The organism is Paenibacillus mendelii (assembly GCF_024498075.1).
GTDB lineage: Bacteria > Bacillota > Bacilli > Paenibacillales > Paenibacillaceae > Paenibacillus_Z > Paenibacillus_Z mendelii.
Map to the genome: position 1 here is coordinate 948,024 of NZ_JANHOF010000001.1, position 24,367 is coordinate 972,390.

At 50.4% G+C, this 24,367-nt stretch carries 27 protein-coding genes; all 27 read right to left on the reverse strand.

Going from position 1 to position 24,367, the window contains the following annotated elements; translation table 11 throughout:
- Positions 1–5: 5 nt before the first annotated feature.
- Positions 6–1,286, reverse strand: coding sequence for an RIP metalloprotease RseP (gene rseP, locus NNL21_RS04090; protein WP_204816151.1), 1,281 nt, complete (start codon positions 1,284–1,286; stop codon positions 6–8).
- Positions 1,287–1,365: 79 nt separating this feature from the next.
- Positions 1,366–2,508 carry a 1-deoxy-D-xylulose-5-phosphate reductoisomerase gene (locus NNL21_RS04095; protein ID WP_204816152.1) on the reverse strand — a complete coding sequence of 381 codons (1,143 nt, stop codon included), beginning with the start codon at positions 2,506–2,508 and terminating at the stop codon, positions 1,366–1,368.
- A gap of 19 nt (positions 2,509–2,527) precedes the next feature.
- Positions 2,528–3,325 carry a phosphatidate cytidylyltransferase gene (locus NNL21_RS04100; RefSeq protein ID WP_204816153.1) on the reverse strand — a complete coding sequence of 266 codons (798 nt, stop codon included), beginning with the start codon at positions 3,323–3,325 and terminating at the stop codon, positions 2,528–2,530.
- A 36-nt stretch (positions 3,326–3,361) separates the two neighbouring features.
- Positions 3,362–4,126 carry an undecaprenyl pyrophosphate synthase gene (uppS, locus tag NNL21_RS04105; protein WP_204816154.1) on the reverse strand — a complete coding sequence of 255 codons (765 nt, stop codon included), beginning with the start codon at positions 4,124–4,126 and terminating at the stop codon, positions 3,362–3,364.
- A gap of 72 nt (positions 4,127–4,198) precedes the next feature.
- Positions 4,199–4,753, reverse strand: a complete 555-nt coding sequence (frr, locus tag NNL21_RS04110) for a ribosome recycling factor (protein WP_204816155.1) — start codon at positions 4,751–4,753, stop codon at positions 4,199–4,201.
- Positions 4,753–5,481 carry a UMP kinase gene (gene pyrH, locus NNL21_RS04115; RefSeq protein ID WP_204816156.1) on the reverse strand — a complete coding sequence of 243 codons (729 nt, stop codon included), beginning with the start codon at positions 5,479–5,481 and terminating at the stop codon, positions 4,753–4,755. Before pyrH ends, frr begins: the two co-directional genes overlap by 1 nt.
- A 116-nt stretch (positions 5,482–5,597) precedes the next feature.
- Positions 5,598–6,248, reverse strand: coding sequence for a translation elongation factor Ts (gene tsf, locus NNL21_RS04120; RefSeq protein ID WP_204816157.1), 651 nt, complete (start codon positions 6,246–6,248; stop codon positions 5,598–5,600).
- A gap of 106 nt (positions 6,249–6,354) precedes the next feature.
- Positions 6,355–7,053: a 30S ribosomal protein S2 gene (gene rpsB, locus NNL21_RS04125; protein WP_204816158.1), complete on the reverse strand. Its 699-nt coding sequence runs from the start codon at positions 7,051–7,053 to the stop codon at positions 6,355–6,357.
- A gap of 202 nt (positions 7,054–7,255) precedes the next feature.
- On the reverse strand, positions 7,256–7,882 hold the full coding sequence (locus tag NNL21_RS04130) for an endolytic transglycosylase MltG (protein ID WP_204816159.1): 627 nt from the start codon (positions 7,880–7,882) through the stop codon (positions 7,256–7,258).
- A complete protein-coding gene (locus NNL21_RS04135; protein WP_204816160.1) occupies positions 7,879–8,433 on the reverse strand; it encodes a DUF6115 domain-containing protein in 555 nt (184 codons plus the stop codon). The genes NNL21_RS04130 and NNL21_RS04135 overlap by 4 nt, the downstream gene beginning before the upstream one ends.
- Positions 8,434–8,453: 20 nt before the next feature.
- Positions 8,454–8,783 carry a hypothetical protein gene (locus NNL21_RS04140; protein WP_204816161.1) on the reverse strand — a complete coding sequence of 110 codons (330 nt, stop codon included), beginning with the start codon at positions 8,781–8,783 and terminating at the stop codon, positions 8,454–8,456.
- A gap of 61 nt (positions 8,784–8,844) precedes the next feature.
- Positions 8,845–10,251, reverse strand: coding sequence for a flagellar assembly protein A (locus tag NNL21_RS04145; protein ID WP_204816162.1), 1,407 nt, complete (start codon positions 10,249–10,251; stop codon positions 8,845–8,847).
- A 23-nt stretch (positions 10,252–10,274) separates the two neighbouring features.
- Positions 10,275–11,060 (reverse strand): FliA/WhiG family RNA polymerase sigma factor, encoded by a 786-nt coding sequence (locus NNL21_RS04150; RefSeq protein WP_204816764.1) that lies wholly within the window; start codon positions 11,058–11,060, stop codon positions 10,275–10,277.
- 4 nt (positions 11,061–11,064) lie between these two features.
- Positions 11,065–11,499: a hypothetical protein gene (locus tag NNL21_RS04155; RefSeq protein ID WP_204816163.1), complete on the reverse strand. Its 435-nt coding sequence runs from the start codon at positions 11,497–11,499 to the stop codon at positions 11,065–11,067.
- A complete protein-coding gene (locus NNL21_RS04160) occupies positions 11,499–11,993 on the reverse strand; it encodes a chemotaxis protein CheD (RefSeq protein WP_204816164.1) in 495 nt (164 codons plus the stop codon). The genes NNL21_RS04155 and NNL21_RS04160 overlap by 1 nt, the downstream gene beginning before the upstream one ends.
- Positions 11,990–12,613 (reverse strand): chemotaxis protein CheC, encoded by a 624-nt coding sequence (locus NNL21_RS04165; RefSeq protein WP_204816165.1) that lies wholly within the window; start codon positions 12,611–12,613, stop codon positions 11,990–11,992. Before NNL21_RS04165 ends, NNL21_RS04160 begins: the two co-directional genes overlap by 4 nt.
- A 3-nt stretch (positions 12,614–12,616) precedes the next feature.
- Positions 12,617–13,078: a chemotaxis protein CheW gene (locus tag NNL21_RS04170; protein WP_204816166.1), complete on the reverse strand. Its 462-nt coding sequence runs from the start codon at positions 13,076–13,078 to the stop codon at positions 12,617–12,619.
- A gap of 13 nt (positions 13,079–13,091) precedes the next feature.
- Positions 13,092–15,176: a chemotaxis protein CheA gene (locus NNL21_RS04175; RefSeq protein ID WP_204816167.1), complete on the reverse strand. Its 2,085-nt coding sequence runs from the start codon at positions 15,174–15,176 to the stop codon at positions 13,092–13,094.
- Positions 15,177–15,223: 47 nt separating this feature from the next.
- The gene (locus NNL21_RS04180) at positions 15,224–16,474 is read right to left on the reverse strand and encodes a protein-glutamate methylesterase/protein-glutamine glutaminase (protein WP_204816168.1); all 1,251 of its coding nucleotides are present in this window, start codon (positions 16,472–16,474) and stop codon (positions 15,224–15,226) included.
- 29 nt (positions 16,475–16,503) lie between these two features.
- The gene (locus NNL21_RS04185; protein ID WP_204816169.1) at positions 16,504–17,373 is read right to left on the reverse strand and encodes a MinD/ParA family protein; all 870 of its coding nucleotides are present in this window, start codon (positions 17,371–17,373) and stop codon (positions 16,504–16,506) included.
- Positions 17,370–18,707 carry a flagellar biosynthesis GTPase FlhF gene (flhF, locus tag NNL21_RS04190; protein ID WP_204816170.1) on the reverse strand — a complete coding sequence of 446 codons (1,338 nt, stop codon included), beginning with the start codon at positions 18,705–18,707 and terminating at the stop codon, positions 17,370–17,372. The genes NNL21_RS04185 and flhF overlap by 4 nt, the downstream gene beginning before the upstream one ends.
- On the reverse strand, positions 18,704–20,737 hold the full coding sequence (gene flhA, locus NNL21_RS04195; RefSeq protein ID WP_204816171.1) for a flagellar biosynthesis protein FlhA: 2,034 nt from the start codon (positions 20,735–20,737) through the stop codon (positions 18,704–18,706). The genes flhF and flhA overlap by 4 nt, the downstream gene beginning before the upstream one ends.
- Before the next feature lie 30 nt (positions 20,738–20,767).
- Positions 20,768–21,859 carry a flagellar biosynthesis protein FlhB gene (gene flhB / locus NNL21_RS04200; protein ID WP_204816172.1) on the reverse strand — a complete coding sequence of 364 codons (1,092 nt, stop codon included), beginning with the start codon at positions 21,857–21,859 and terminating at the stop codon, positions 20,768–20,770.
- A 13-nt stretch (positions 21,860–21,872) separates the two neighbouring features.
- Positions 21,873–22,664: a flagellar biosynthetic protein FliR gene (gene fliR, locus NNL21_RS04205; protein WP_204816173.1), complete on the reverse strand. Its 792-nt coding sequence runs from the start codon at positions 22,662–22,664 to the stop codon at positions 21,873–21,875.
- A gap of 17 nt (positions 22,665–22,681) precedes the next feature.
- The gene (gene fliQ / locus NNL21_RS04210) at positions 22,682–22,951 is read right to left on the reverse strand and encodes a flagellar biosynthesis protein FliQ (protein ID WP_204816174.1); all 270 of its coding nucleotides are present in this window, start codon (positions 22,949–22,951) and stop codon (positions 22,682–22,684) included.
- A gap of 25 nt (positions 22,952–22,976) precedes the next feature.
- On the reverse strand, positions 22,977–23,729 hold the full coding sequence (fliP, locus tag NNL21_RS04215; RefSeq protein WP_204816175.1) for a flagellar type III secretion system pore protein FliP: 753 nt from the start codon (positions 23,727–23,729) through the stop codon (positions 22,977–22,979).
- The gene (locus tag NNL21_RS04220; RefSeq protein ID WP_204816176.1) at positions 23,726–24,361 is read right to left on the reverse strand and encodes a FliO/MopB family protein; all 636 of its coding nucleotides are present in this window, start codon (positions 24,359–24,361) and stop codon (positions 23,726–23,728) included. The genes fliP and NNL21_RS04220 overlap by 4 nt, the downstream gene beginning before the upstream one ends.
- Positions 24,362–24,367: the final 6 nt, after the last annotated feature.

A 24,367-nucleotide genomic window follows, 5' to 3' on the forward strand; every position in this document is an offset into this window, starting at 1 on the left:
AACGACTACTGCTCCCCTCTAACCAATCGCAAAATATCGTTATACGTGACGGCCAGCATGAGCAGCATCAGCATCGCAAAGCCGATGAAATGCACCATGCTCTCCCGGTTCGGATCAACCGGCCTGCCGCGCACGGCTTCCACGCCCAAGAATATGAGACGGCTACCGTCAAGCGCTGGTACCGGCAGCAAATTAAAGATGCCCAGATACAAGCTTAACAGTGCGGCCCATGAGGTCAGCTGCGTAATCCCTTGCTTCGCGATTTCGCTGGTTACCTGTGCCGTACGTACTGGACCTCCTAAATCATCCAGCTTGAATTCACCGAAAATGAGCTTTTTGAATCCTTCGAAAATACTGATTGTCATGTTCTTCATAGCCATGCCAGACAGGGAGAATGTCTCTCCAAACCCAGCTGCCCGAGTCGGAAATGCCGCCGAAATGCCCAATTTACCGTCCCCTGTATCCTTCTCAGGTTCCGGTGTTATCATCATCGTAATTGGCGTTCCGTCACGAATGACCTTGAATTCAATCGGTTTGCCCGGGGATTTGCTAATTAACGAAATCATCTTATCAAAATCCGTGCCGATCTTGACGCCATTGACGGAATCAATGACATCGCCCACTTTAATGTCGGCCTTGGAAGCCGGCATGCCTTCCGATACATTGCCGATTAACAACCGGTCGGGCGTTTCCATAGGTACGCCTGCCAATTGAAAGTAGACAAAAAACAAGACATAGGCAAGCACGAAATTCATCAGCGGCCCGGCTACGATCGCCATGGCACGCTGCCCTACGGTTTTGCTGCCGAATTGACGATCCTTCGGTGCAATTTGCGTTTCTCTTCCTTTGGCGACCATGAGCGCCTGCGGATGTACATCATAGGTCTCACTGACGCCGTCAGCCGATAACGTGACCTTCAGCCGGTCCTCGATATCGATTGTTTCAACCTCACCGCGAATAACATTGGAGCGCTCATCCAGTCTGTCCAAGTATAGACGTGTTACCCGATTGTCGTTCAAGCGGACGGCTATCGTCTGTCCAGGCTGTATTTCCACCAGCTCGGGATCTTCCCCCGCCATCCGGACGAATCCGCCAGCCGGTATTAATCGAAGCGTGTAACGCGTTTCGCCACGTTTGATTGATATCAGCTTGGGTCCGAATCCGATGGCGAATTCTCTAACCAGAATGCCTGCGCGCTTCGCGAAATAAAAATGACCCCATTCATGGATCGTTACGATCGCGAAGAAGACCAGCACGGTCATAAAGACGATTTGTATCGTATGCATCGTTATAGAGCCTCCTGTTCGTAACGGCCTGTACTTAGATTATCATTATTCTCCCGTCCGTTACAAGAGAACCAGTCGTTCAAACAGCTGCTGCTTCGATCCTGGCCCATGCATCGATTTCCATAATCGCCGCCACATCAGGCACCGCGGTTACTGAATGCCGCTCAAGCACGTTTGCAATGACCCGCTCGATATCAAGGAACGTAATCGCTCCTTCAAGAAATCGTGCTACTGCAACTTCGTTTGCCGCATTATAGACGGTTGTGGCAGAACGTCCGATCCGGCCGCTCTCATACGCCATCCGAAGACAAGGATATCGATTAAGGTCCATCTCGCGAAAATGAAGAGCTCCCTGCTTCGCTAAATTTAACGATGGCGTAGGCGAAGGCCTTCTATCCGGATACGTGAGAGCGTATTGGATCGGTACCCGCATATCCGGCAGTCCGAGCTGAGCAATGATGCTGTGATCAACAAACTCCACATAAGAGTGAATGATGCTCTCGGGATGTATCAGAACATGTATATCCTCATAATCAAGACCGAAGAGCCAATGCGCTTCAATCACTTCCAGCCCTTTGTTAGCCATCGTTGCCGAGTCTATGGTGATCTTAGCCCCCATGGACCAGTTCGGATGGCTAAGCGCTTGTTCAACCGTAACTCCAGCCAGCTGGTCTCTCGAGAGGTCGCGGAACGATCCGCCCGAAGCGGTTAACGTGATGCCTTTGAGAGCCGAAAGGGTTTCTCCGTTCAAGCATTGAAATATGGCCGAATGCTCGCTGTCTATCGGAAGAATCGAAACCCCTTTTTCAGCCGCACGCTTCATGACGAGATGACCGGCTGTAACGAGCGTCTCCTTATTCGCAAGACCAATATGTTTGCCCGCTTCTATAGCCGCAAGCGTCGCTTTCAGACCTCTGCTTCCGACTATAGCCGTCACGACAGTATCTGCGTCGTTATCGGCTGCAATCTGAACAAGCCCTTCTTCCCCGTAAAGCACCTGCGTTCCTGCAGGCAAATGAGGGGCAGCTTCCTCAGCTAACGCCTTGGTCGATAAACAAACGGATCGCGGCCGAAAGCGATTTGCCTGTTCAATCAACAGAGCCGCATTATTGCCGGCGGCGAGTCCTTGTATCTCGTAACGATCCGGCTCGTTAGCAACAACGTCAAGCGTTTGTGTTCCGATTGAGCCCGTAGAACCGAGTATCGTCAGTTTTTTCGTCATGCCCGTTTCTCCTATCCCTCTAATTCAGCGGCAGCAGCCCGGTCATGAGCAGCAGCGGGAATACGACCAGCCAGCTGTCGCATCGATCCAATACGCCGCCATGCCCCGGAAGAAGCGTCCCTGTATCCTTGATGCCCCTCACACGCTTATAAGCGGATTGGATCAGATCGCCGAACTGTCCGGCAACGGCCGCTATTAGTCCGATCAACAGCGCTCTTCCGATTCCGATCACATCCGGAACCGCCAGTGCGAAGGCGACCGCAACGAGCAGCGACAGCAGGATACCGCCAAGCGAGCCTTCTATCGTCTTGTTCGGACTGATCGATGGCCACAGCTTGTGCTTACCGATTGCCCGTCCCGTGAAATAAGCGCCGATGTCCGAAGCCCATATCGCTCCAAAAGCCATCAAGCTCGTTATCAGACCATGCGAGTCCGCATTGCGGACTTCGAACATCGCATTGAATCCAAAACCGACATACAGCACCCCTAGAAGCAGCAAGGCCGCACCGTCGATGGTCATCTCATTCTTTGTAACAACCGTAACCGCCAGCAGAAGAAACATCAGCAGCCACAGCATATGTAAGGCCGAAGGCGAACTCATCCCGAGCTCCTGCCAAGGTACGATAAGCACAAGCATCCCCGCATACCCGAGCAGCGCTGCTGGATGCGTGCGCTTTACCCCGTTCATGCGAACATACTCGGAGTACCCGATAAAGGATAGTGCCAACAGAAGTCCATAATAATACCATGTTCCAAGAACCGTTAGCAGTATAAAGACTGTACCGCCAATAACTCCGGTTACGATACGTTGTTTCAATGTACCTAACACGCTCCAGATGAAGCCGGTGGCAAGCTACAATCCGCCATAGCGTCGTGCCCGCCTCTGGTATTCCCTTACGGCTTCATGAAAATGGTCTTCCGTAAATTCAGGCCAATAGACATCCGTAAACCACATCTCGCTATAGGCAAGCTGCCACAGCATGAAATTACTTAGCCGCAGCTCACCGCTCGTTCGGATGAGCAGGTCAGGATCCGGCAGTCCGCAGCTGAGCAGCTTTTCCGCAAACTCTTGTTCCCCGATCTGATCCGGGTCCATCTCTCCGTCCCGAACCGATTCCGCGATTAGCTTCACAGCTTCAATCATTTCTTTGCGGCTGCCGTAATTCAGAGCAAAGTTAAGTACAAGCCCGGTGTTATTCGCCGTTTGCCTAATGGCTTCTTCCACCGCCTCGAGCGTGTAAGAAGGGAGATCTTCTTTATGGCCCATCATGCGGACCTGCACATTCTTCTCAACCAATTCATTCAACTCGATGGAAAGGAACTCTTGAGGCAGCTTCATCAAGAATTCCACTTCCGCTTTAGGGCGTTTCCAATTCTCGGTCGAGAACGCATACAGCGTCAAATATTTGACCCCAAGGCGGTCAGCGGCCATCGTGATCCGCTTCACCGCCTTCATTCCTGTATGGTGGCCAGCGATCCGCGGCAATCCGCGGTTCTTCGCCCATCGTCCGTTGCCGTCCATAATAATGGCAATATGCTTCGGTATATTATCGGTGTCCAGCGCCAAAGGCGACGCCGCCGTTGCTTTACCGAATTTCGCTTTCAGTCGCTTAAACATACGCCTGCCCTCCCACCGTAAATGTCGATTTATGCAACAAACCCCACCTGTCGGAGGGGCGGTGAGCACGCATTATACTTCCATGATTTCCTTCTCTTTGGCAGCCAAAACTTTATCGACTTCCGCGATAAATTTATCAGTCGTCTTCTGAATGTCATCCTGGTAGCGTCTTGATTCATCCTCGGAAATATCCGATTTCTCTAGCTTCTTGATGTCGTCGTTGGCGTCGCGGCGAATATTGCGGATCGCGACTTTCGATTCCTCGCCCAATTTGCGGGTCAGCTTGACCAATTCGGCACGACGCTCTTCGGTCAATGCAGGAATCGAGAGACGGATCATGCTGCCGTCATTGGAAGGCGTTAATCCCAGATCGGATTTCATAATCGCCTTCTCGATGGAAGCAAGCGACGATTTATCCCAAGGCTGGATCATCAGCGTTCGGGAATCCGGCGTATTAATGTTCGCCAATTGATTAACCGGTGTCATCGCTCCGTAGTATTCCACCTGAACACGGTCAAGCAGCGCTGGTGTTGCACGACCTGCGCGCAGCGAAGTCAAATCGCGTTTCAATGCGCCAATTGCTTTATCCATACGTTCTTCAGCATCTTTTTTAATGGATTGAGGCACTAGTCGACACTCCCTTTCACAATGGTTCCGATTTTGTCACCTAGAACGACACGTTTAATATTTCCTTGCTCCGTAATCGAGAACACGACTAACGGTATATTATTATCCATGCAAAGGGACGATGCAGTTGAATCCATGACGCCCAAATTACGGTTGAGTACATCTAAATAGGTTAGGGTCTCGAACTTCTCGGCCGTGGAATCCTTGAATGGATCCGCGGAATATACCCCGTCCACTTTATTCTTCGCCATCAGAATGACTTCAGCTTCAATCTCAGCGGCCCGCAGTGCAGCGGTCGTGTCCGTGGAGAAGAACGGATTGCCCGTCCCGGCGGCGAATATGACGACGCGTCCCTTTTCAAGGTGACGGATCGCGCGGCGCCGTATGTAAGGCTCCGCAATTTGCTGCATAGCGATAGATGTTTGCACGCGTGTCGGAACATCAATTTGCTCCAGCGCGTCCTGCAGTGCCAGTGAGTTCATGACCGTAGCCAGCATCCCCATATAGTCGGCAGTCGCGCGGTCAATCCCTTTTGCCGTCCCGGCAATACCACGCCAGATGTTGCCTCCGCCACAGACAATGGCAACTTCAACATTCAGCTCTACAACTTCCTTTACTTGCTCTGCAATCGATGAAATCATCGTAGCATCAATTCCGTATCCGTTATTGCCTGATAGCGATTCTCCGCTTACTTTGAGTACGATCCGTTTGTATACGGGATTTTGCAACGTGGTTTCCCTCCATCTGTAACCTCTTATGAGGCCTTATCCATTTTTTCTATCATCTATAGGTATAATAACATAAAAGGCGGGGCGGAAGCCCCGCCCCGCCTAGCGTGTTCGGATTACAGTTTTGCTTGAGACATAACTTCAGCGACGAAGTTGTCTTCTTTTTTCTCCAAGCCTTCGCCCAGCTCATAACGTACGAAGCGACGGATCGAAATGTTTTCGCCGATTGCGCTGACTTTTTCGTTCAACAGCATCGAAACGGTCTTGTCTGGATCTTTAATGAAAGACTGCTCGAGCAGGCAGAACTCTTCGTAGTATTTGCCAAGACGGCCTTCAACCATCTTCTCTACGATGTTAGCCGGTTTGCCTTCGTTCAACGCTTGAGCCTTCAGGATCTCGCGCTCTTTATCCAGCTCGTCTTGGGATACTTCTTCACGACGAACGAATTTCGGATTAGCTGCAGCGATTTGCATCGCAATGTCACGGGCAAAATCACGGAATTGATCGGTTTTGGCAACGAAGTCGGTTTCGCAGTTAATCTCTACGAGAACGCCGATACGGCCGCCAGCATGAATGTACGATTCTACTACGCCTTCAGTTGCGATACGGCCTGCTTTGTTAGCTGCTGCCGCAAGGCCTTTCTCACGAAGCAATTCACCCGCTTTAGTCAGATCACCGTTTGCTTCTTCGAGCGCTTTTTTGCAATCCAGCATACCTGCACCCGTTTTTTCACGCAATTCTTTAACTGCACTCGCATTAACCGCCATAATATAGAGACCTCCTGAGTTCATCGTATGTTTACATTCGAAAAAAGGGCGGTGAGAGGTTATACACCTTCAGACCACCCTTTCTTGCTGACTATACATTAACGACTTACGCAGTCGTTTGCTCGCCTTGGTTCGCTTCGACAATAGCGTCGGCCATCTTAGCAGTCAACAACTTAACTGCACGAATAGCGTCGTCATTGCCTGGAATGACGTAGTCAATTTCGTCTGGATCACAGTTAGTATCTACGATACCGACGATAGGAATACCCAGTTTGCGAGCTTCTGCAACAGCAATGCGCTCTTTGCGCGGGTCGATGATGAACAGCGCGCTAGGCAAACCTTTCATGCCTTTAATGCCGCCGAGGAATTTCTCAAGACGATCTTTCTCTTTGCGGAGAATGATGACTTCTTTCTTCGGAAGTACGTTGAATGTACCGTCTTCTTCCCACTTCTCAAGAAGCTTCAGACGATCGATACGCTTTTGGATCGTTTGGAAGTTAGTCAGCGTGCCGCCGAGCCAACGTTGGTTGATGTAGAAGTTTCCGCAACGTTCAGCTTCTTCTTTCACCGAATCTTGCGCTTGTTTTTTCGTGCCGACGAAAAGAATCGTACCGCCTTCTTCCGCTACAGAGCGAACGAAGTTGTAAGCCTCTTCGACTTTCTTAACTGTTTTTTGCAGGTCGATAATGTAAATGCCGTTCCGTTCAGTGAAGATATAACGATCCATCTTCGGATTCCAACGACGAGTCTGGTGACCGAAGTGTACCCCAGCTTCAAGAAGCTGTTTCATGGAAATAACCGCCATCCTCACAACACCTCCTAGTAAATGGTTTTTTGTGTTTTCCTCCGCCAATCTCATTTTTCGGCAAAACTCCGGCCGGGCCGAAGCACCCTTGTCGAAATTAATCGGCGTGTGATTTTAACACCGTCAATTACTATACCATAACTAATTCCAGCACGCAACAGCAACCGGCGGGCGTATCGACAAGTTTCTGTCCTGCCCGCACTCAGCCTTGTCCGAGCGAAATTTCTTTCTTTGCTTCCTCGGGCGAAAGCGGTTTGCTCGTGATGATCGCCTTAACCTCTTTAACGGTCTTTTTTCCTTCAAATGGAAAATAACCCGCGCGTATTTTGGTGCTTCGCATCAGGCTCGTAAATGTTTTTTTATCACTGATAATACCTTTGTCCGCAAGCAGGTCCGCTATTTCCGTAACACTGGACCCGGGTTCAATGCGAACGATAATGCGCTTAGCTGCCGGCTCGGTCTTCTTCACAGCTTGATCGATCGCTGCGCCAGTACCGTTTCCAGCTGCAGCCTTCTTATTTGCTTCGGGGTCTGCTTGGCCAGCTGCGGGTTTGCTCGCAGCCGGAACTTCCTCCGCCGGCTTCCCGCCGGCAGGCTCCTGCTTCTTCTGGGCCTCCTGCAGCTCTTTTGTAATGCGCTCGCGTTCCTCCGCGATTCGTTGATCCAGCTCTGCCTGGCTATAGGAAGGCGCATCCGCCTCGGTTTGCTCGTCTTGTCCTCGGTTCACAAGCCTGTCCTTCTGCTGCTGGCCGACAATCATCAACTGGAGGAGCATGGCGCCCACAATGAGACCCGTGCCGAGTCCCAATAAAAATGGCCGTTTATTCATCGTGTGTTTGTTTCCTCCTGCTTGGACAACTGAAGAATAAGCTGAACTTCTCCCTTATTCAAATTCAGTTTTTTCGCAATTGCCTCCACCGATTTGCCGTTATCATAGAGCTCGAACAGCTCCGAGTAACGGGCGCGAATGGTCGGCGGTGTATCCTGAACGGAGATATCGCTCTGTACCTCCAGCACCGCTTCTGGCGCTTCTGCAATAATCGGAAGCGGCTCTGGGCTGCTGAATGAATCAGACCGTGCTGCCGGTGTCTGCTTATTCGATTCTAATAACGATTGTTCAAGCTCGGCACAGCGTTTCTCCAATTGATCGATACGCTCCTCGCGAAGCATAGCTTGCGATTTGTGCTCTTGCTGCACCTTGGCTACTAGATTTACCATATCGCGATTGTCTGCTTCCATGTTCTCCATGAACGTTTCTAACGCTGTCTCCATATTACGCACGGCCAAGTTACCTTCCGCTGGCGCATGCTTTCTAGGCTGTATGAAACCAAATACGATCACTACCGCACCCAGTAACACGATGTAAAGCCATGGATCCATTTTAACTGTCACCTACAATCTTATAACGAAATGTCAATATGCTGTCCTTTATAGGGATGTACGGCGGGTTGCGAGGAGGCCTCTTGAGATTCGTCGCCGCGCTTCCCCTTCTTATTGCGCTTATTCGGATTGTAGGAACCGCCTTCACGCTGCTGATGCTCGTGAATATCCAGGTGGCTGCTTTCCTCTACCGCTGCGTTCTGTGTACGCTGCAGCTCCGTTTGCTTGGCGGCCTCGTTTTCCAACTTCGTTTGCTCGATCATGGTTTTTTGCAGCAGCTGATTATGCAGCGTGCTGGTTTCAGGTGAACGCTGAACCGATACCTGCAAATCGATTGACCGGTAAGGCATCCGCTATTCCCCCTCACTGCTCGGACAGATACGCCGGGCTTGTGATCAGATTCATGCTTATTTAGTAGTAGGGCAGCATCACGATATCGCCTTCCGAGAACCGGAATGATACACGCTGGGTAGGGTCCTTCACAAAACGAGTGTAGCGTCCGATTACGATCTTGGTCCCTCCGTAAATCAAACTGACGGCATCTACCTTAGCGGAATCCGTGTTTTCGAGCGATTTCTCAATCTCCAGCATTCTCTCCTTGGACGCGGCTATTTCATCCACAGCTTGACGCTTCGTAGCGGTAAGTTTAATTCGCAATGCCATCTTATCCGATGAAAGCTGCCCTGCTGCGGCAAGCTGGTCTAACAAGACAAGCGCCTTCTCGGTCTTGTCCAGATTTCCCATTGTTGTCTTCAGCTGCTGTCTAAGCTCCTGCAGCTCTGCTCTTAACTCCGGACGGACGCCAACCTCAATAGATGTAGCCGTTGACATCGTGTTCCCGATCGTGCGGGCCGAGACGCCCTCGCCGGCTTGAATGGAGCCCCCAACGATCAAGCCCTTGGCTCCGATGCAAATCACTTTCCCGCCTGCACGAACATGCGAATGCATGATGCTCTGCGAGACGAGAACATCTTCTGCAGCCGAAACATTGCCGTCTTGAATAAAGGAGCTCTTCACATTCTTGCCTGCCCGGACATAGCCTTTATTGCTGGCGAGAATGCCTCCGGTGACTTCGACAGAGCCTTCTGCCTCCAGCTCCGCTCCTTCTACACCGCCGATGACCCGAATATCGCCGGAAGCTTTGATTCGGAACCCCGTCAGCACATTGCCGCGTATAACGACTGTTCCTACGAAATCGATATTGCCGATATTATAATCCACGTCGCCGTTAACCTCATAGATCGGAAATACATTGATCTTGCTCTTATCCGTCATCGTAATGAGCCCGTCAATGGCGGCATATAGAGCCGTTTTTTCCGGATTCATCACGACATTCTTGCCCTGCTTGAAGTAGGCTTCCTTGCCGTTTTTCCCGGGGGCGATATCGCCAGTCACCAGCTTGCCCGGCTTGCTTTCCGTCGCGGGGATTTTCTCGGCTATGAGCTGTCCTCGTTTGACGTTTTTCAATTGCGAGATTTCTTTAAAATCGACTTTGCCATCCTCAAGCTCTGTTGGGCGGCGGTTCTCTTCATTCATATTGTACGCGAATCGGATCTGTCCATCTTGACCGTTCACAGCGGGATCTCCTTGAGCGATAACCGTTTGACTGTAAAAGAACAATTTTGGCTGCATCGCGATTCTGGCCAATACGTCTGTATCGATCCCAAAGTGCACCCCATTACTCCTGACGAATGCTTCTAACTCGTTCAACGTGCACGAAAATTGTTCGTCCGCGACGTTAAACTGTAAATAGGCTGTTAGCTTGTCTTGAGATGTTTGGATAACTATGCATGATTCCAATGTACTGGAAATCGTCATTGCCGCCCCTCCTTATCGAACGATTAGTGTTGCATCAACTGATCCTTCTGCTTATCCAGCGCACCTCGCAGTCTTAATATCGCTTTCGAGTGCAGCTGGGAAATGCGCGATGGCGATAATGACATAACTTCGGCAATTTCACTGAGCGATAATTCTTCGTAATAAAATAAGGAAATAACCGTCCGCTCCTTGGCAGTCAACCGTTCAATTCCGCGCGTGAGCGATTCTTTCAAAAAGAATTCATGAACCTTGTAATCCGGGTTCTTGGCCTTCTCATCGATGAGCAGAGACAGCCTCGTCTCCGACTCCTCTTCACGAATGGGATCCTCGAGCGAGCAAACGGTCGTTACGGCAATTTCTTGGATCATATGCTGGAATTCCTTCTCGCTCACATCCAAGTAAGCACTGATTTCACCATCGGACACAGATCGAAGCAGGTGCTGCTCCAAATGCTGATACGCTTCTTCGATTTTTTTCGCTTTCTCGCGAACCGAGCGGGGAACCCAATCCCCCTGCCGCAGCCCATCGATGATCGCACCGCGAATCCGCCAGGACGCGTAGGTTTCAAACTGCAAACCGCGCGTATAATCAAATTTTTCGATCGCATCAATAAGTCCCATCACGCCATTGCTTGCCAAATCGTCTTTCGAAACATTCTTCGGAAGTCCAATGGCCATGCGGTTGCTTACAAAATCGACCAAAGTCAAGTAATACTCAATCAACCGCTTCTTAGCATCAATATCTCCGTCTTTTTTCCACTTTTGCCAAATCTCGATGTTAGATAAATGAGGCGCCTTCGACTCAATCATCATCTCACCCTCCTGTCAGGTGACGTATTGCTTTGGCCAATTCATCAGGCTCTTTGTTCGGTGTCGAAACTAATTTCTCCGGCTGCAGCGGTTTGAACGGCGCCTGTTCCTTCGTATCCTCGGCAGGCCTGCCATCCAACTGCTGCTTTAACATCCCGCTCAGCTCATCGCTTTCATCCGGGGTCGACAAATCAACACGGGTTCCCTTTTCTTCGGGAACATCCGTAACCATTTCATTCGGCAGCTTATCTGCTGGCGTGTGCAAAATAAAAGCCAATATCGCGCGAAACAGATAAGCGAGTACAAAAAATACGACGAAAGCATACACGCACCGCATGGCGGTGATAGCCAAGCCATTGCTGCTTAACGAGAACAACAAGGTAAGCAGCCCTCCGCTTATCCCGAGCACAGCATTCCAGCGCCATGTTCCAATCATCATTAAATCTCCTTTACGCCAAACTGAACGCTTCGGATGACCAGCAGGCCGCTTAAGCTGCTGAATTCAATCGTTCGCCCGTAGTTGCCGCCCGTATCCTCTGACAGAATCGGAATCGAATAGCGGGTTAACTCCTTTTTGCATGCCTCCACGTTCCGAGGACCGATCCGCATCGCCTCGCTTTGCGTGGCGAAAGCAAACATTTGCGCCCCCCCTGCGAGCTTGGCGATCAATCGATCGGTTACAGCTCCCGCTTTCTTCATCCGCTCGATCAGATCCGGGATGGCGGTGTCTGCATATTTCGCAAGATTAATTGAAGTCTCACGGGCGATACTTGACGAAGGCAGCATCACATGCGCCATTCCAGCTACTTTGCTTCGTTCGTCGAACAGCGTCAGACCGACGCACGAACCCAGTCCGGTTGTTTTCAGCACGGCTCCTTCTATCGCGATATTCAGATCCGCCATGCCCACTTTCACCAAGTTTTGCTGTATCATTCGGTAGGCACTCCCAAGGCGCTGAAAATTTTATCAAAGGAATCCGGATCGGGAATGAGGAAGAAATGACCTTCAAGCGACTCCCGGTCTTCCATGAATTTGGTATCGATCAACAAGGCTGAATCTCCCATCTCGCCATATTGCATCAAGCCGTAGCTCAATATGGCACCCGCCATATCTACCGCAATGGCGGGAACTGTCGGCGACATCGAAAGACGGGTGAAGTCGGCCAACGAGGACAGATAGGAGCCAGCCAATATATTGCCGATTTCGGATAAAGCCGAAAACTCCATTTCCGAATAGCTTGCATCGTCCTGCACTTCTATGGATAACAGGTTTTTCAGCAGCTTCTTCGCGGAATCCTCATGGATCAGAAAAAACATATTGCCTGGGGCGTCCCCTTCTACCCGCAAAAAAATCGCAACGACGACCTGCTCGAAGCCGCCCACCTTATCCGCGATTTGTTCAAAGGGAATCAGGCTGACCGTCGGCACCTTCATATCCACCGGCTTGTCCAAGAGACAGGATAGTGCGGTAGCTGCATTGCCTGCCCCTATATTGCCAACTTCTTTGAGCACGTCTAGTTTGAATGCCTCGAGCTTATCTAGTGGATTGTTCACCGCTTATCCCTCGAGCTGCTCAAGCTGGATGATCTCATTCTTATTCAACACTTCGGACAGGTTCAGCATAATGAGCAGGCGATTGTCGCCTATCTTAGCTACGCCGCGCAAATACTTAGCCTTAATGCCTCCGACAACTTCTGGTGGCGAATCGATGCTGTCGCTGTCTATATCAATAACATCGTTAGCCGCATCGACGATAAAGCCCACTTCCAGATCATTGGCTGCAACAATGATAATCCGCGAGTTTTCCGTCGGCTCCGACTCACTCAGCCCAAAGCGTCCCCGTAAATCGATGACCGGGAGAACAACACCGCGCAGATTAATGACCCCTTTAATGAAAGCGGGCGTTTTTGGAACACGCGTAATGGGTGACATCCGTTCGATCGTGCGTACCTTGTCCACTTCGATGCCATACTCTTCGTTAGCCAAGCCAAAGACAATGACTTTCATTTCCTCTCCCATATGTAACCCCTCCTTATTTAATAAGTGCGTTTGGATCGATAATTAAGGCCACTTGGCCGTCACCTAGTATCGTAGCTCCGGATATAGCTTCAATGTTTGTTAAATACTTGCCTAACGATTTCAGAACAATATCGTTCTGGCTAATAAACTCGTCTACCATCACAGCTACGAGCTTATCTCCTTTGCGGATGACGACAATTTCGGTCTCCGCTTCGTCTGCCTCGTTATATGATGTAGATTCAAGCACCTGGCTGAGGGAAATGATCGGGATCACCGTGCCGCGGAATTCCATCATGAGATTGCCATGGATTTTGCGGATATGCTCTCTGCGTATGATGCTCGTTTCCACGATCGACGAGAGCGGAATCGCATATTTCTCAGTTCCGAGCTTAACCAGCATCGCTGATATGATAGACAGCGTAAGCGGCAATTGGATGGAAAATTTGGAGCCCTTGCCTTCTACGGAATCAACGGTAACATGTCCGCCCAGCGTGGAGATTTTGGTTCGAACCACGTCAAGCCCGACGCCGCGTCCGGAAATATCGGAAATTTTATCAGCCGTACTGAATCCAGCAGCGAAGATAAGCATGTTGATTTCTTTATCCGTCAGGCGCTTGGCTTCGTCTACGGTAATAACGTCATTCTTGATGGCAATCTGTTTCACCTTTTCTTTATTGATCCCGCGACCATCATCCTCGATTTCGATGAAGACATGGTTGCCGCTGTGGAAGGCGCGCAGATGAACGGTTCCAATCTCCGGTTTGCCAGCCGCAATACGGTCTGGAATCGGCTCGACGCCATGGTCCAGCGAATTGCGCAGCAAGTGTACGAGCGGATCTCCAATTTCATCGATTACCGTACGGTCAAGCTCGGTTTCTGCACCTGTAATGACCAAATCGATTTTCTTATCCAGCGACTTGGCCAGATCGCGTACCATACGGGGGAAGCGGTTGAATACCGACTCGACCGGTACCATGCGAAGCTTCAGAACAATGTTTTGCAAATCTCCGCTCACCCGGGACATATGCTCGACCGTTTCGGTCAATTCCGTACGCCGAATCTCTGACGCAAGCTGTTCGAGACGCACGCGGTCAATGAGCAGCTCGCTGAATAAATTCATCAAGGCATCTAACCGTTCAATATCGACGCGAATGGTGCGTGACAGAGCTGTTGATCCGCCTTGTCCGGATGAGGCTACTGCAGGGGCAGCAGCCGGTGCACTCGCGGGCTTCGCTTCGGCACTTGATGCTGAAGCCGCGACCTCAGCTGCGGCCGATATGTTATGAACGTTAGAAGGCGTTGATGCACCCGCCGGACGCCCGCCAAGCTGGAATAACGATTCTCCGTCCAGCTGCGTGACGACAGCACTCTCGATCTCAGAAACCGATTCGATCCCCTTCTGGAGTTCGTCTTGGCTCAAGGACGTTATCGTAAAGACAGTAAAGGAACGGTCGAACTTCTCTTGTTCGATATCTTGAACGCTGGGTTGCGATTTCACCACTTCTCCGCTGCGTTCCAGGAAGTCAAAGACCATGTAAGCCCGTGCCGCCTTGAGCATGCAATCCTCTCGAATCGTTACGACGGTATGGAAGACGGAGTGGCCTGCTTCTATGGATTGGAGCAAGACGGAGGATTGGAATTCATCCAGAATCCCTTCTGCCCCTGAAGATCCTTCAGCCGAAGCAGCGGAAGCGGATGGAGCCGATTCCGCTTTGTACTCCCCCTTGAAGATTGACTGCAGCGAGACGACGATGTGCGAAACGTCCGCTCTGCCCGTACCGCCGCCAATGATATCCTGTACCATCGACTCCAGTGCATCCAGACTCTTAAATAACGTATCGAAGATGAAGTTATCCATCTTCAGCTTCTCGTTGCGCACGAGATCCAGCACATTCTCCATTTCATGGGTCAAGGATGCAAGATCCTCGTATCCCATCGTTGCCGACATCCCTTTGAGCGTATGAGCGGAACGAAAAATGACTTGTACGATGCTTAAATCAGCAGGATCGCTCTCCAATCGCAGAAGATTTTCATTCAGCGACTGTAAATGATCATTGGATTCGTCGATAAACATTGAGAGATAGGCATTCATATCCATATTCATGCACCTCCTGCATATTAGTTGCCTTGTTTCGAGTGCTTCATTTACTTCATTACCTGATCGACCAATGTTGAGGCGATTTTCTTCAAGGGAACAACTGATGTTGCAACGCCTGCTTCAATGGCCGAACGGGGCATCCCGTATACCACACAAGATTCCTCAGCCTCGGCTATCGCACTCTGGGCTCCACTGTCCTTCAATGCCTTCATTCCCTTGACGCCATCGCTCCCCATCCCTGTCATAATGACGGAGTGGCGCTGCAATTCAGGATAAGGGACGCATGACTCGAACATCACGTCCACGGATGGCCGGTGTCCGCTTCGAGGTTCACTTTGTGTAAGCTTTATGTAATACCCGGATGCGTCCTTGGCTAGCTCCATATGAAAACCGCCCGGAGCGATATATACGATGCCGGCATATACCCTTTCGCCCCCCTCCGCCTCCTTCACATGCAAAGCGCTGAATGTATTCAACCGCTGTGCCAAGGAATGCGTGAATTTGGGGGGCATATGCTGGACCACGAGCACCGGTGCAGGAAAACTACCAGGCAGTGACGATATGACCTCATGCAGAGCACGTGGTCCGCCCGTTGACGTGCCAATCGCAACAAGGTGGCGGAAAGAAAGCGTCGGCTTTGGTTTGCTGCTTGACTTCGGAGGCTCTGCCTGCTCGGCGAATAGTTCTTCAGGACTAGTTACGGCAGGCTTGGACGGCAATACAGCTGGCTTTATGCGTTCTTTCTTGAGAACCGGTTCTAACTTCGGACGTACAGGTTTCGTTTCCGCCGCTTCCTTCTTGCCTGGCTTTAACGGCTTCTCTTTCCCGTTCTGCTTATGAAGTTCGGCAGGAGCGAGCGGCCGAGTAAAGATGCTGTCCGCCGGTATCGACGGCCGCCTTGTAAGTACGGCAATTCGCAGCTTCTCCAGCAATTGCTCCCCGACATTCTGAATATCAGGAGAGAGCGGACCAGCCGGCTTGCGAATAAAATCAAACGCTCCGTACTGAAGCGCCTTAATCGTTTCGCGTGTCCCATCATCGCTGGTGCTGGACATCATGATGATGGGTGTAGGCCGCTTGCGCATAATGTGGCCGAGCGCTTCGAGACCGTTCATCTCCGGCATTTCCAAATCCAATGTAATGACGTCCGGCTTCCATTGTTCGACGGCGTCGATTGCTTCTTGGCCATTCGTCGCGGTAGCAATAATCTCGAATTGCTTGTCCGCTGTAATGAGATCGCTGATGATCTTTCGCATAAAGGCGGAATCATCCACTACAAGTACGCGATAAGAGGTCATGGGCCGCTGCCTCCTACTCTTCAAAGGATTTATTTCGATAGCCTGAACATCTTATGCAAGAATCCTTTGACGCCGCTTGCGCCTGCCGCAGGTTTAGGCACGTCGCAAAATTGTTTGGCAATGGTCATCACGTCTCGTGATGCATCCGATCCCGGATAGGACAGCAGGAACGGGGATTGCCGTTTCACAGCTTTTGTTACATGAGAGTCATCGAGGACGATTCCCAGAAGCGGCAGCGGGGTCTGCAGAAACCGCTCTGCGACGAGCGCGATCTTGTCAGCCGTCGCTTTCCCTTCCCTGCGGTCCTCAGCCCGGTTAACTATAAGATTGAACTGAACATCATGGTCCATGGCCTTCACCATTTTGATTAATGCATACGCATCTGTTATCGAAGTCGGTTCCGGTGTCGTGACGACGAGCGTCAGCTCCGCGGAGGTAATAAATTTGACGGTTTCTTTCGACAATCCCGCTCCGGTATCAAACAAGATAAAGTCATATTCTCCATGCAGCTTCCCGATTTGATCGGTGAAATACGTAAGCTCCTCCGGTGATAACTCCAGCAAATCTTTGAATCCCGAACCGCCGGCTATAAAATGGATGCCCGTCGGCCCCTCTTGAATGATGTCCCAAATCGTTTTCTGCTGCTTAAGCAGATGATACAGGCTGTATGGGGATGAAATCCCCATAAGCACATCGATATTCGCCATCCCGATGTCGGCGTCAAACAAGAGCACCTTCTTGCCGAGCTGACGAAGCGCCAGCGCAAAATTCAAGCTGAAGTTTGATTTGCCGACTCCGCCTTTGCCGCTCGTAATGGTAACCACGCGGGTAGTCTTCTCCACTTCTTGCCGCCCGCGGTTACGAACGAGATGACGAAGCGCCTCCGCTTGATCATTCATTGATTGGGTGCCCCCAGTAACTGCTTGACATAGGCAGCCTTACGAAAAGGCGCGATATCGTCAGGAACTGTTTGTCCATATGCAATGTAAGCTGGTCTCATCCCTTGCTGCAAGGCCAAATTCAGAACAGCTCCGGAAGCGTGTGTCTCGTCCTGCTTCGTGTACAGCACTTTCTGCACCCCGTATTTGGCAAAGTGTTCCGCAACGACGGACATGTCGCTGAACTTCCCGGTCAAGCTAAGGACCAGATAGGTTTCGGCACGATCCTTTGTCTGGAGCAGGCTGTTTACTTCCGAAACATAGAGCTCATTACGGAAATTGCGTCCTGCCGTATCCATGAAGATTAATTCGCGATCCTCGAGCTGATGGAAGGCGCGAGTCACCTCAGCCGGAGAGAAAACGACCTCAAGCGGAACATTCAAGATCGTCGCATACGTTCGAAGCTGATCGACGGCTGCGATCCTGTACGTATCGGAGGTAATGAACCCCACTCTCTTCCCTGCTTTAAGCGTCTGCTCCGCAGCCAGCTTCGCAATGGAGGTGGTCTTGCCTACACCGGTCGGACCTACGAAATGGACAACACGCGTATCGCGATGGATCCCCTCGTCTTCAAGTCCTTCCAACCACTCCGCCAGTATTTCGGCTGCAGCTGTCCATACCAGCTCCCGATTCACGAGTTCAGCGTCCTGACCTTCAAAGCGGGCTTCAACTTCCGTTATCAACTTTTCAGTGATGTCACCGTGAACCTCTTGTTCATCTAATCTCGTTTGCAGAGCTTGAATCGATTCCGGCTGCTGGGCGGCATGCTGCTGTTTGGACATTCGAACAATCCATTGCTTCATATCTCTGATTTCATTCAGCAGCTCGTCCTCAGACATCTTCCCCGGTTTCTCAACCGGCTGATTGGGTCTTGCCGTCGCTGACGCGGCTTCGCGTTGTGCCCGATAAAGCTCCGAGGCTTGTCCGCCAATAGAAGCGGAAGTTCCATTCGTATTGGATTCAGCCTGCTGCTGCGGAGGGACGGAGGAAGCGACGGCTTGCTGCAGCGAAGCCGCGAACGCGGCCGCAGCCGTAGCAGATATCTCATCGCCTCTGGCTAACGCAGGTTTAATTTTGGCTTGCGGTACCGACTTTGCAGCCGGTTTGGCAGCCCCTGCAGCCCCTGCCGCTTCAACGGCGGCAATAACTTCCATCTTCTTCTTCCCAAACATGCCCAGAAATCCGCCTACTTTGATTTCCTTCGTATTCAAGATTATGGCATCCACGCCAAGGTCGCTGCGAATCATCGGCAGCGCCTCAGGCAGCGCATTTACGACATAGCGTTTTACCTTCATAGATTCACCACCCCAATGCTTTGAACTTCTACACTAGGCTCAAGCTCGCTGTACGATAGCACCGGGATGTCCTGCATCGTCCGTTCAACGATTTGCCGTAAATACATCCGAATCGTCGGAGAAGCCAGAACGATCGGCTGATAGCCGGATTGAATCTGCTTACTCACCTGTTCATTCAGCTTCTGGTAAATCGTCTGTGTGGCGATGGGATCAAGCGCCAAATAACTGCCTTGATCGGACTGCTGGACAGACTCGGCGATTTTCTTCTCCAATGAAGGCCCTACCGTAATAACCCGCAGCGTATCGCTGTTTTGCGAGAATTGCTGCGTGATTTGTCTGGATAGCGCTTGTCTGACATACTCCGTCAGAATATCGGGGTCTTTCGAATAGGCGCCATGATCGGCCAACGTTTCGAAGATGGTGACCATGTCGCGAATCGATATTTTCTCACGCAGCAGCTTGGCAAGCACCTTCTGGACATCACCAACCGTAAGTATGGAAGGAATAAGCTCGTCCACCAGCGCAGGGTATGTTTCTCTGACATTCTCAACAAGCGTCTTCGTCTCCTGCCGGCCGATCAGCTCGTGTGCATGACGCTTAATGATTTCCGTCAGGTGTGTGGCTACGACGGATGGAGGATCAACGACCGTATACCCGGACAGCTCCGCACGCTCTTTGGTCTCTTCGTCGATCCAGATCGCCGGTAGTCCGAAGGCAGGCTCCGTTGTTTCTATGCCGATGACCGAATCATCATCGAAGCCCGGACTCATAGCCAGATAGTGATTAAGGAGCAGCTCGCCTCTGGCGACCGTGTTTCCTTTGATTTTGATTACATATTCATTCGGCTTTAACTGAATGTTGTCCCGTATTCGAATAACGGGAACGACAAGACCAAGCTCAAGGGCGCACTGCCTGCGAATCATGATGATACGGTCCAGCAGGTCTCCGCCCTGCTGCGTATCGGCCAACGGAATCAACCCATAGCCAAATTCGAATTCGATAGGATCCACCTGCAGAAGGCTGATCACACTTTCCGGGCTCCGCACCTCTTCGATTTGCTGTTCCTCCTCCATCTGCTCCTCTTGCTGCTGACGCTTAGCCAGCGTGTTCTGCATGCGGTAACCAGCGAATATGAGAAGTCCTGCAAGCGGTAGCGTGGACAACATCCCGATTGGAGTTCCGATACCCAGCAGTGCTATCGTTCCAGCTACAATATAAAGCAGCTTCGGATAGCGGAACATTTGGGATGTCATATCGTAAGCCAGGTTGCCTTCTGAAGCAGCCCGCGTAACGATAAGTCCAGCCGCCGTGGAAATTAACAAGGCCGGAATCTGACTGACCAGACCATCCCCGATTGTTAGAACGGAGAATGTGCTGAGTGATTCGCCGAAAGCCATGCCGTGTATAGCCATGCCGATTACAAAACCGCCGATTAGGTTAATGAGCAATATAATGATCGAAGCGATCGCATCACCCTTGACGAATTTACTGGCACCGTCCATCGAACCGTAGAAATCAGCTTCCCGTTCGATTTTTTGGCGGCGGTCTCTCGCTTGCTGCTCGTTGATGAGTCCTGCGTTCAAATCCGCATCGATACTCATCTGTTTACCAGGCATCGCATCGAGCGTGAATCGCGCCCCGACCTCGGCTACGCGCTCCGAGCCCTTCGTAATGACGATAAACTGGACGACGACCAGAATTAAGAACACAACGAAACCAATCGCGATCTCACCGCCGGCAACCCAGTTCCCGAACGTTGCCACGACATGACCCGCTTCCCCGTACTGCAGAATGTTACGTGTGGTCGAGATGTTCAAGGCGAGCCGAAATAATGTCGTGATGAGCAGCATTGCCGGAAAGATGGAGAAATCCAGCGCATCCTTCGTATTCATAGAGATGAGCAAAATCATAAGCGCCGTGGAGATGTTTATGATGAGCAGCACATCTAGCAACCAAGTGGGAATCGGAATGACCATCATGAGTACGATGCCGATAATTCCTATTAATATGGTCAAATCCTTTGCCTTCAACTTAATCCCTCCTCCAGTGCATATGACATCTTACTTCGTTCTTCCTTTTAACTTATATACATGAGCCAATACTTCAGCCACAGCTTGGAATAAATCTGCCGGAATCGCATCACCGATCTCCGACCTTTGATATAACGCTCTGGCTAGAGGCTTGTTTTCCATGGTTATAACGCCGTTTTCTTTCGCAATTTCCCTAATGCGAAGTGCCACGAGATCCATTCCTTTGGCGATGACGGTCGGCGCTTCCATCTTAGAACCGTCATATTGCAGTGCGATTGCAAAGTGTGTCGGGTTGGTAATGACGACATCAGCTTTGGGCACTTCCTGCATCATGCGCTGCAATGCCATTCTCCGTTGTCGTTCACGGATTTTTCCTTTTATCAGCGGATCCCCTTCCGACTTTTTGTACTCATCCTTGATGTCCTGCTTGGACATCCGGATGCTTTTCTCATGCTCATAGCGCTGGTAGATATAATCCATAATCGCTAGCACAACGAGCAGCGACCCTATTTCAATACCGAGCTTAACCGAAAGTCCTGCCGTATACGAGAACATCGTTTCAACAGGAACACTCGCCAGCTGCATGATATGATGCCTTTCGTTCCAAAGCGTTAAATATACGATCACGCCGATTACGATGAGCTTAATAATATTTTTCAAAAACTCCACGACAGACCGCATCGAAAAAATTTGCTTAAAACCATTGATCGGATTGAGCTTGCTTAATTTAGGCTTGATCGGGTCACCGCTAAATAAGAATCCAATTTGTACCATGCTGCCGATCAAAGCAAGCAAGACCGTTATGGCAAAAATAGGGGCCAGCAGTATGAAGCACTGCATCATCAGCTCTGTAAATAACGTAATCAGATTGCCTGTTGACAGCTGCAGGTTAAGCTTGTGTTCAAATATGAAGGCGAACAGCTTGATCAATCGTTCCTTATAGTAGCCTCCCAGCATCATGAAGCTTAAGAACGTGAACAGCAGAATGAATGCGCCAGGAAGCTCTGCACTTTTGGCCACCTGACCCTTTTTCCGGGATTCTTGCCGTTTCTTTTGCGTTGCAGGCTCCGTTTTTTCCTGGGAGAACATCTGCAAATCGAGCGTCCATCGGTATGCTCGCATGTCAGCAGTCCTCCTATTGAGTCCCGGAACCTTGCACGATTCCGAAAAGCTTCTCGACGGCGGTAAACATTTGAGCAAATAAATGCTCGAATACGGTCACAAGTCCGGGCATAATCACAGCCAGCATCAGAAAGCCGACGATGATTTTTAGCGGAATACCAATTACGAATACATTGTACTGAGGCGCTGTCCGTGCGAGGAGACCGAGCCCCACATCGGTAAGAAACATGGCCACAACCAGCGGTGCCGAGATTTGCAAGGCAAGCATGAATGTATCGGCAAAAGTTCTTGTTAGAAATTCAGAAATGCTGCCATTGTAAATTTGACTAAAAAGAGAGTTTGATAATGGTATCCATTCATAGCTCTTCAATAGCGCCAACAGCAGGTAATGATGTCCGTTGATCGATAAGAAGATCAGCGTTAGGATCATATATTTGAAATTACCTAGCAGTGGCGACGAAGCCCCGGTCATCGGGTCAATAATGTTCGCCATGCCAAAACCCATCTGCAAATCAATGAACCCGCCGGCGGTTTGCACGATGGTGAAAAACAAGTACACGACAAAGCCCAGCAGCACACCAGCCATAATTTCGCGAATAATCGCCAGGATGAATTCGGCATCAGGAACCACGGTTTGTTTTAACCCATAGGTTAGAAAAACAAGCAGCGATATCATGAAGCTGAATCCGATCTTAAACGCAGTCGGCACGTTTCGAGCCGAAAAGATCGGTGCGACGACGAAAAATGCAGTTATTCGACAAAATATAAGCAAAAAAATAGGAAACCCCTGTAAAAAAAGCGCCATCGATTTCTACCCTCAGCTTATCCAATGTATTTATACAGATTGTTCAGCAGATTGTACGTAAAATCGACGAGCGTGTTTAGAATCCATGGTCCAAACAGTAGAATGGAAAGTAAAACCGCCACAATTTTCGGAACAAACGCCAACGTCTGTTCCTGGATTTGGGTAGTGGCTTGGAAAATACTAACCAGCAAGCCGACTACAAGACCGAGCACAAGCATTGGCGCGCTCGCCTTTAACACGGTGTAAACCGCTTGTCCTGCTAAACCGATGATAAAGTCCGAACTCATGCTTGCATACCTTCCTTCGCGGTCGTCACGTGTTGAAACTGAGCAATAGCGACTTAACGATTAAATACCAGCCGTCCACCATCACAAAGAGCAAAATTTTGAATGGCAGTGAAATCATAACCGGCGGAAGCATCATCATCCCCATCGCCATGAGCGTACTCGATACCACCATATCGATGATAAGAAACGGAATGAAGATCATAAAGCCCATTTGAAAGGCAGTTCTCAGTTCACTAAGCGCAAAAGCAGGAACCATGACCGTAAGCGGAATATCTTCATACGTTTTTGGCTTTTCCGTCTTGGTATAGTTCATGAACAGAAGCAGGTCTTTCTCCCGTGTCTGATTGAACATAAACTTCTTCATCGGATCTGCTGCTTTATCCAGCGCCTCTGTCTGGGTGATTTGCCCCTTCAGATAGGGCTGAAGCGCAACCTCGTTTACTTGGCCTAATGTAGGCGCCATGATGAAGAAGGTGATAAACATGGCCAGCCCGATTAGGACTTGATTGGGCGGCATCTGATTCGTACCTAGAGAGGTACGGACAAAGCCGAGTACGATTACGATCCGGGTAAAGCTGGTCATCAGCACGAGAATAGCTGGCGCTATGCTGAGTACCGTAATTATGAGCAGCAGTGACAACGCGCTTGTTCCCGGTTGCTCCCCTTCACCGCCAATATTCACGCTGACATTGGGCAGAGGCTCTGCAAACGAATGGGAAGCCAGTACCAGTGCGACAAGCTGAAGCACGACAAGGGACAGCACGATTTTCTTATTCATTCGTCCAACAACCGATCGTTTTGATTTTGCTCGTTAAGAAGCTCTTTCATCTTCTGCTTCCGCTCCGACTGACGCTTTAACCGGTTATTCAGCAGCGTCTCGAACGACTCCGCCTCCTGCCAGCGTTCAGCGTTAGGCTCGGAAGAAGAATCCGTATTACGCTTACGGAATCGGCCCACCATCTCTTTCAAGGATGATGCGTTCCATGCAAGGCCTGTTTGCTGTTCCATATCATCCAGTATCATCTGAGCTTCGACTGGATCATCAATTTTGTCGAGCAGGGACACACTGTCGCCAACTCCGACAATATAGACACGTCCGGATAATTCAACGACCTGCAGAGACTTGTTCTGGCCCAGAGGTATACCGCCGAGGGAACGCAATGCGCGATTGGCTCCCCATCCGCGATTACGCTTCGACAGCAGCTTGATGACGAACACAATGAGGCCAATGACGAGCAGCAGGGCAAATATTACCCAGATCAAGTAACCGGTCATACTGGAGGCGGGTATAACCGGTGGCTTGTCATTCATTGTGGAATCCACAGTTTCTTCTGCTGCAGCCCATCCTGCCGTCATCAACCAACCGATTGAAGCAAGTCCTGCAAGCCGCAAAGTTTGCCAATGTTTCATCGCTCG

What these genes read in the sequence shown, in the direction of transcription:
- NNL21_RS04160 (WP_204816164.1), bottom strand. Translation starts at nt 11,993, where the DNA reads ATGATACAGCAAAACTTGGTGAAAGTGGGCATGGCGGATCTGAATATC.
- NNL21_RS04185 (WP_204816169.1), bottom strand. Translation starts at nt 17,373, where the DNA reads ATGAATGATCAAGCGGAGGCGCTTCGTCATCTCGTTCGTAACCGCGGG.
- flhB (WP_204816172.1), bottom strand. Translation starts at nt 21,859, where the DNA reads ATGCGAGCATACCGATGGACGCTCGATTTGCAGATGTTCTCCCAGGAA.
- uppS (WP_204816154.1), bottom strand. Translation starts at nt 4,126, where the DNA reads ATGTTTAAGCGACTGAAAGCGAAATTCGGTAAAGCAACGGCGGCGTCG.
- flhF (WP_204816170.1), bottom strand. Translation starts at nt 18,707, where the DNA reads ATGAAGGTAAAACGCTATGTCGTAAATGCGCTGCCTGAGGCGCTGCCG.
- NNL21_RS04180 (WP_204816168.1), bottom strand. Translation starts at nt 16,474, where the DNA reads ATGACCTCTTATCGCGTACTTGTAGTGGATGATTCCGCCTTTATGCGA.
- fliQ (WP_204816174.1), bottom strand. Translation starts at nt 22,951, where the DNA reads ATGAGTTCGGACTTTATCATCGGTTTAGCAGGACAAGCGGTTTACACC.
- NNL21_RS04150 (WP_204816764.1), bottom strand. Translation starts at nt 11,060, where the DNA reads ATGATTGAGTCGAAGGCGCCTCATTTATCTAACATCGAGATTTGGCAA.
- NNL21_RS04130 (WP_204816159.1), bottom strand. Translation starts at nt 7,882, where the DNA reads ATGAATAAACGGCCATTTTTATTGGGACTCGGCACGGGTCTCATTGTG.
- rseP (WP_204816151.1), bottom strand. Translation starts at nt 1,286, where the DNA reads ATGCATACGATACAAATCGTCTTTATGACCGTGCTGGTCTTCTTCGCG.
- NNL21_RS04140 (WP_204816161.1), bottom strand. Translation starts at nt 8,783, where the DNA reads ATGCCTTACCGGTCAATCGATTTGCAGGTATCGGTTCAGCGTTCACCT.
- NNL21_RS04170 (WP_204816166.1), bottom strand. Translation starts at nt 13,078, where the DNA reads ATGGGAGAGGAAATGAAAGTCATTGTCTTTGGCTTGGCTAACGAAGAG.
- NNL21_RS04145 (WP_204816162.1), bottom strand. Translation starts at nt 10,251, where the DNA reads ATGACGATTTCCAGTACATTGGAATCATGCATAGTTATCCAAACATCT.
- fliP (WP_204816175.1), bottom strand. Translation starts at nt 23,729, where the DNA reads ATGAATAAGAAAATCGTGCTGTCCCTTGTCGTGCTTCAGCTTGTCGCA.
- NNL21_RS04135 (WP_204816160.1), bottom strand. Translation starts at nt 8,433, where the DNA reads ATGGATCCATGGCTTTACATCGTGTTACTGGGTGCGGTAGTGATCGTA.
- NNL21_RS04095 (WP_204816152.1), bottom strand. Translation starts at nt 2,508, where the DNA reads ATGACGAAAAAACTGACGATACTCGGTTCTACGGGCTCAATCGGAACA.
- NNL21_RS04155 (WP_204816163.1), bottom strand. Translation starts at nt 11,499, where the DNA reads ATGATGATTGGAACATGGCGCTGGAATGCTGTGCTCGGGATAAGCGGA.
- NNL21_RS04175 (WP_204816167.1), bottom strand. Translation starts at nt 15,176, where the DNA reads ATGGATATGAATGCCTATCTCTCAATGTTTATCGACGAATCCAATGAT.
- NNL21_RS04220 (WP_204816176.1), bottom strand. Translation starts at nt 24,361, where the DNA reads ATGAAACATTGGCAAACTTTGCGGCTTGCAGGACTTGCTTCAATCGGT.
- fliR (WP_204816173.1), bottom strand. Translation starts at nt 22,664, where the DNA reads ATGGCGCTTTTTTTACAGGGGTTTCCTATTTTTTTGCTTATATTTTGT.
- tsf (WP_204816157.1), bottom strand. Translation starts at nt 6,248, where the DNA reads ATGGCGGTTAATGCGAGTGCAGTTAAAGAATTGCGTGAAAAAACGGGT.
- rpsB (WP_204816158.1), bottom strand. Translation starts at nt 7,053, where the DNA reads ATGGCGGTTATTTCCATGAAACAGCTTCTTGAAGCTGGGGTACACTTC.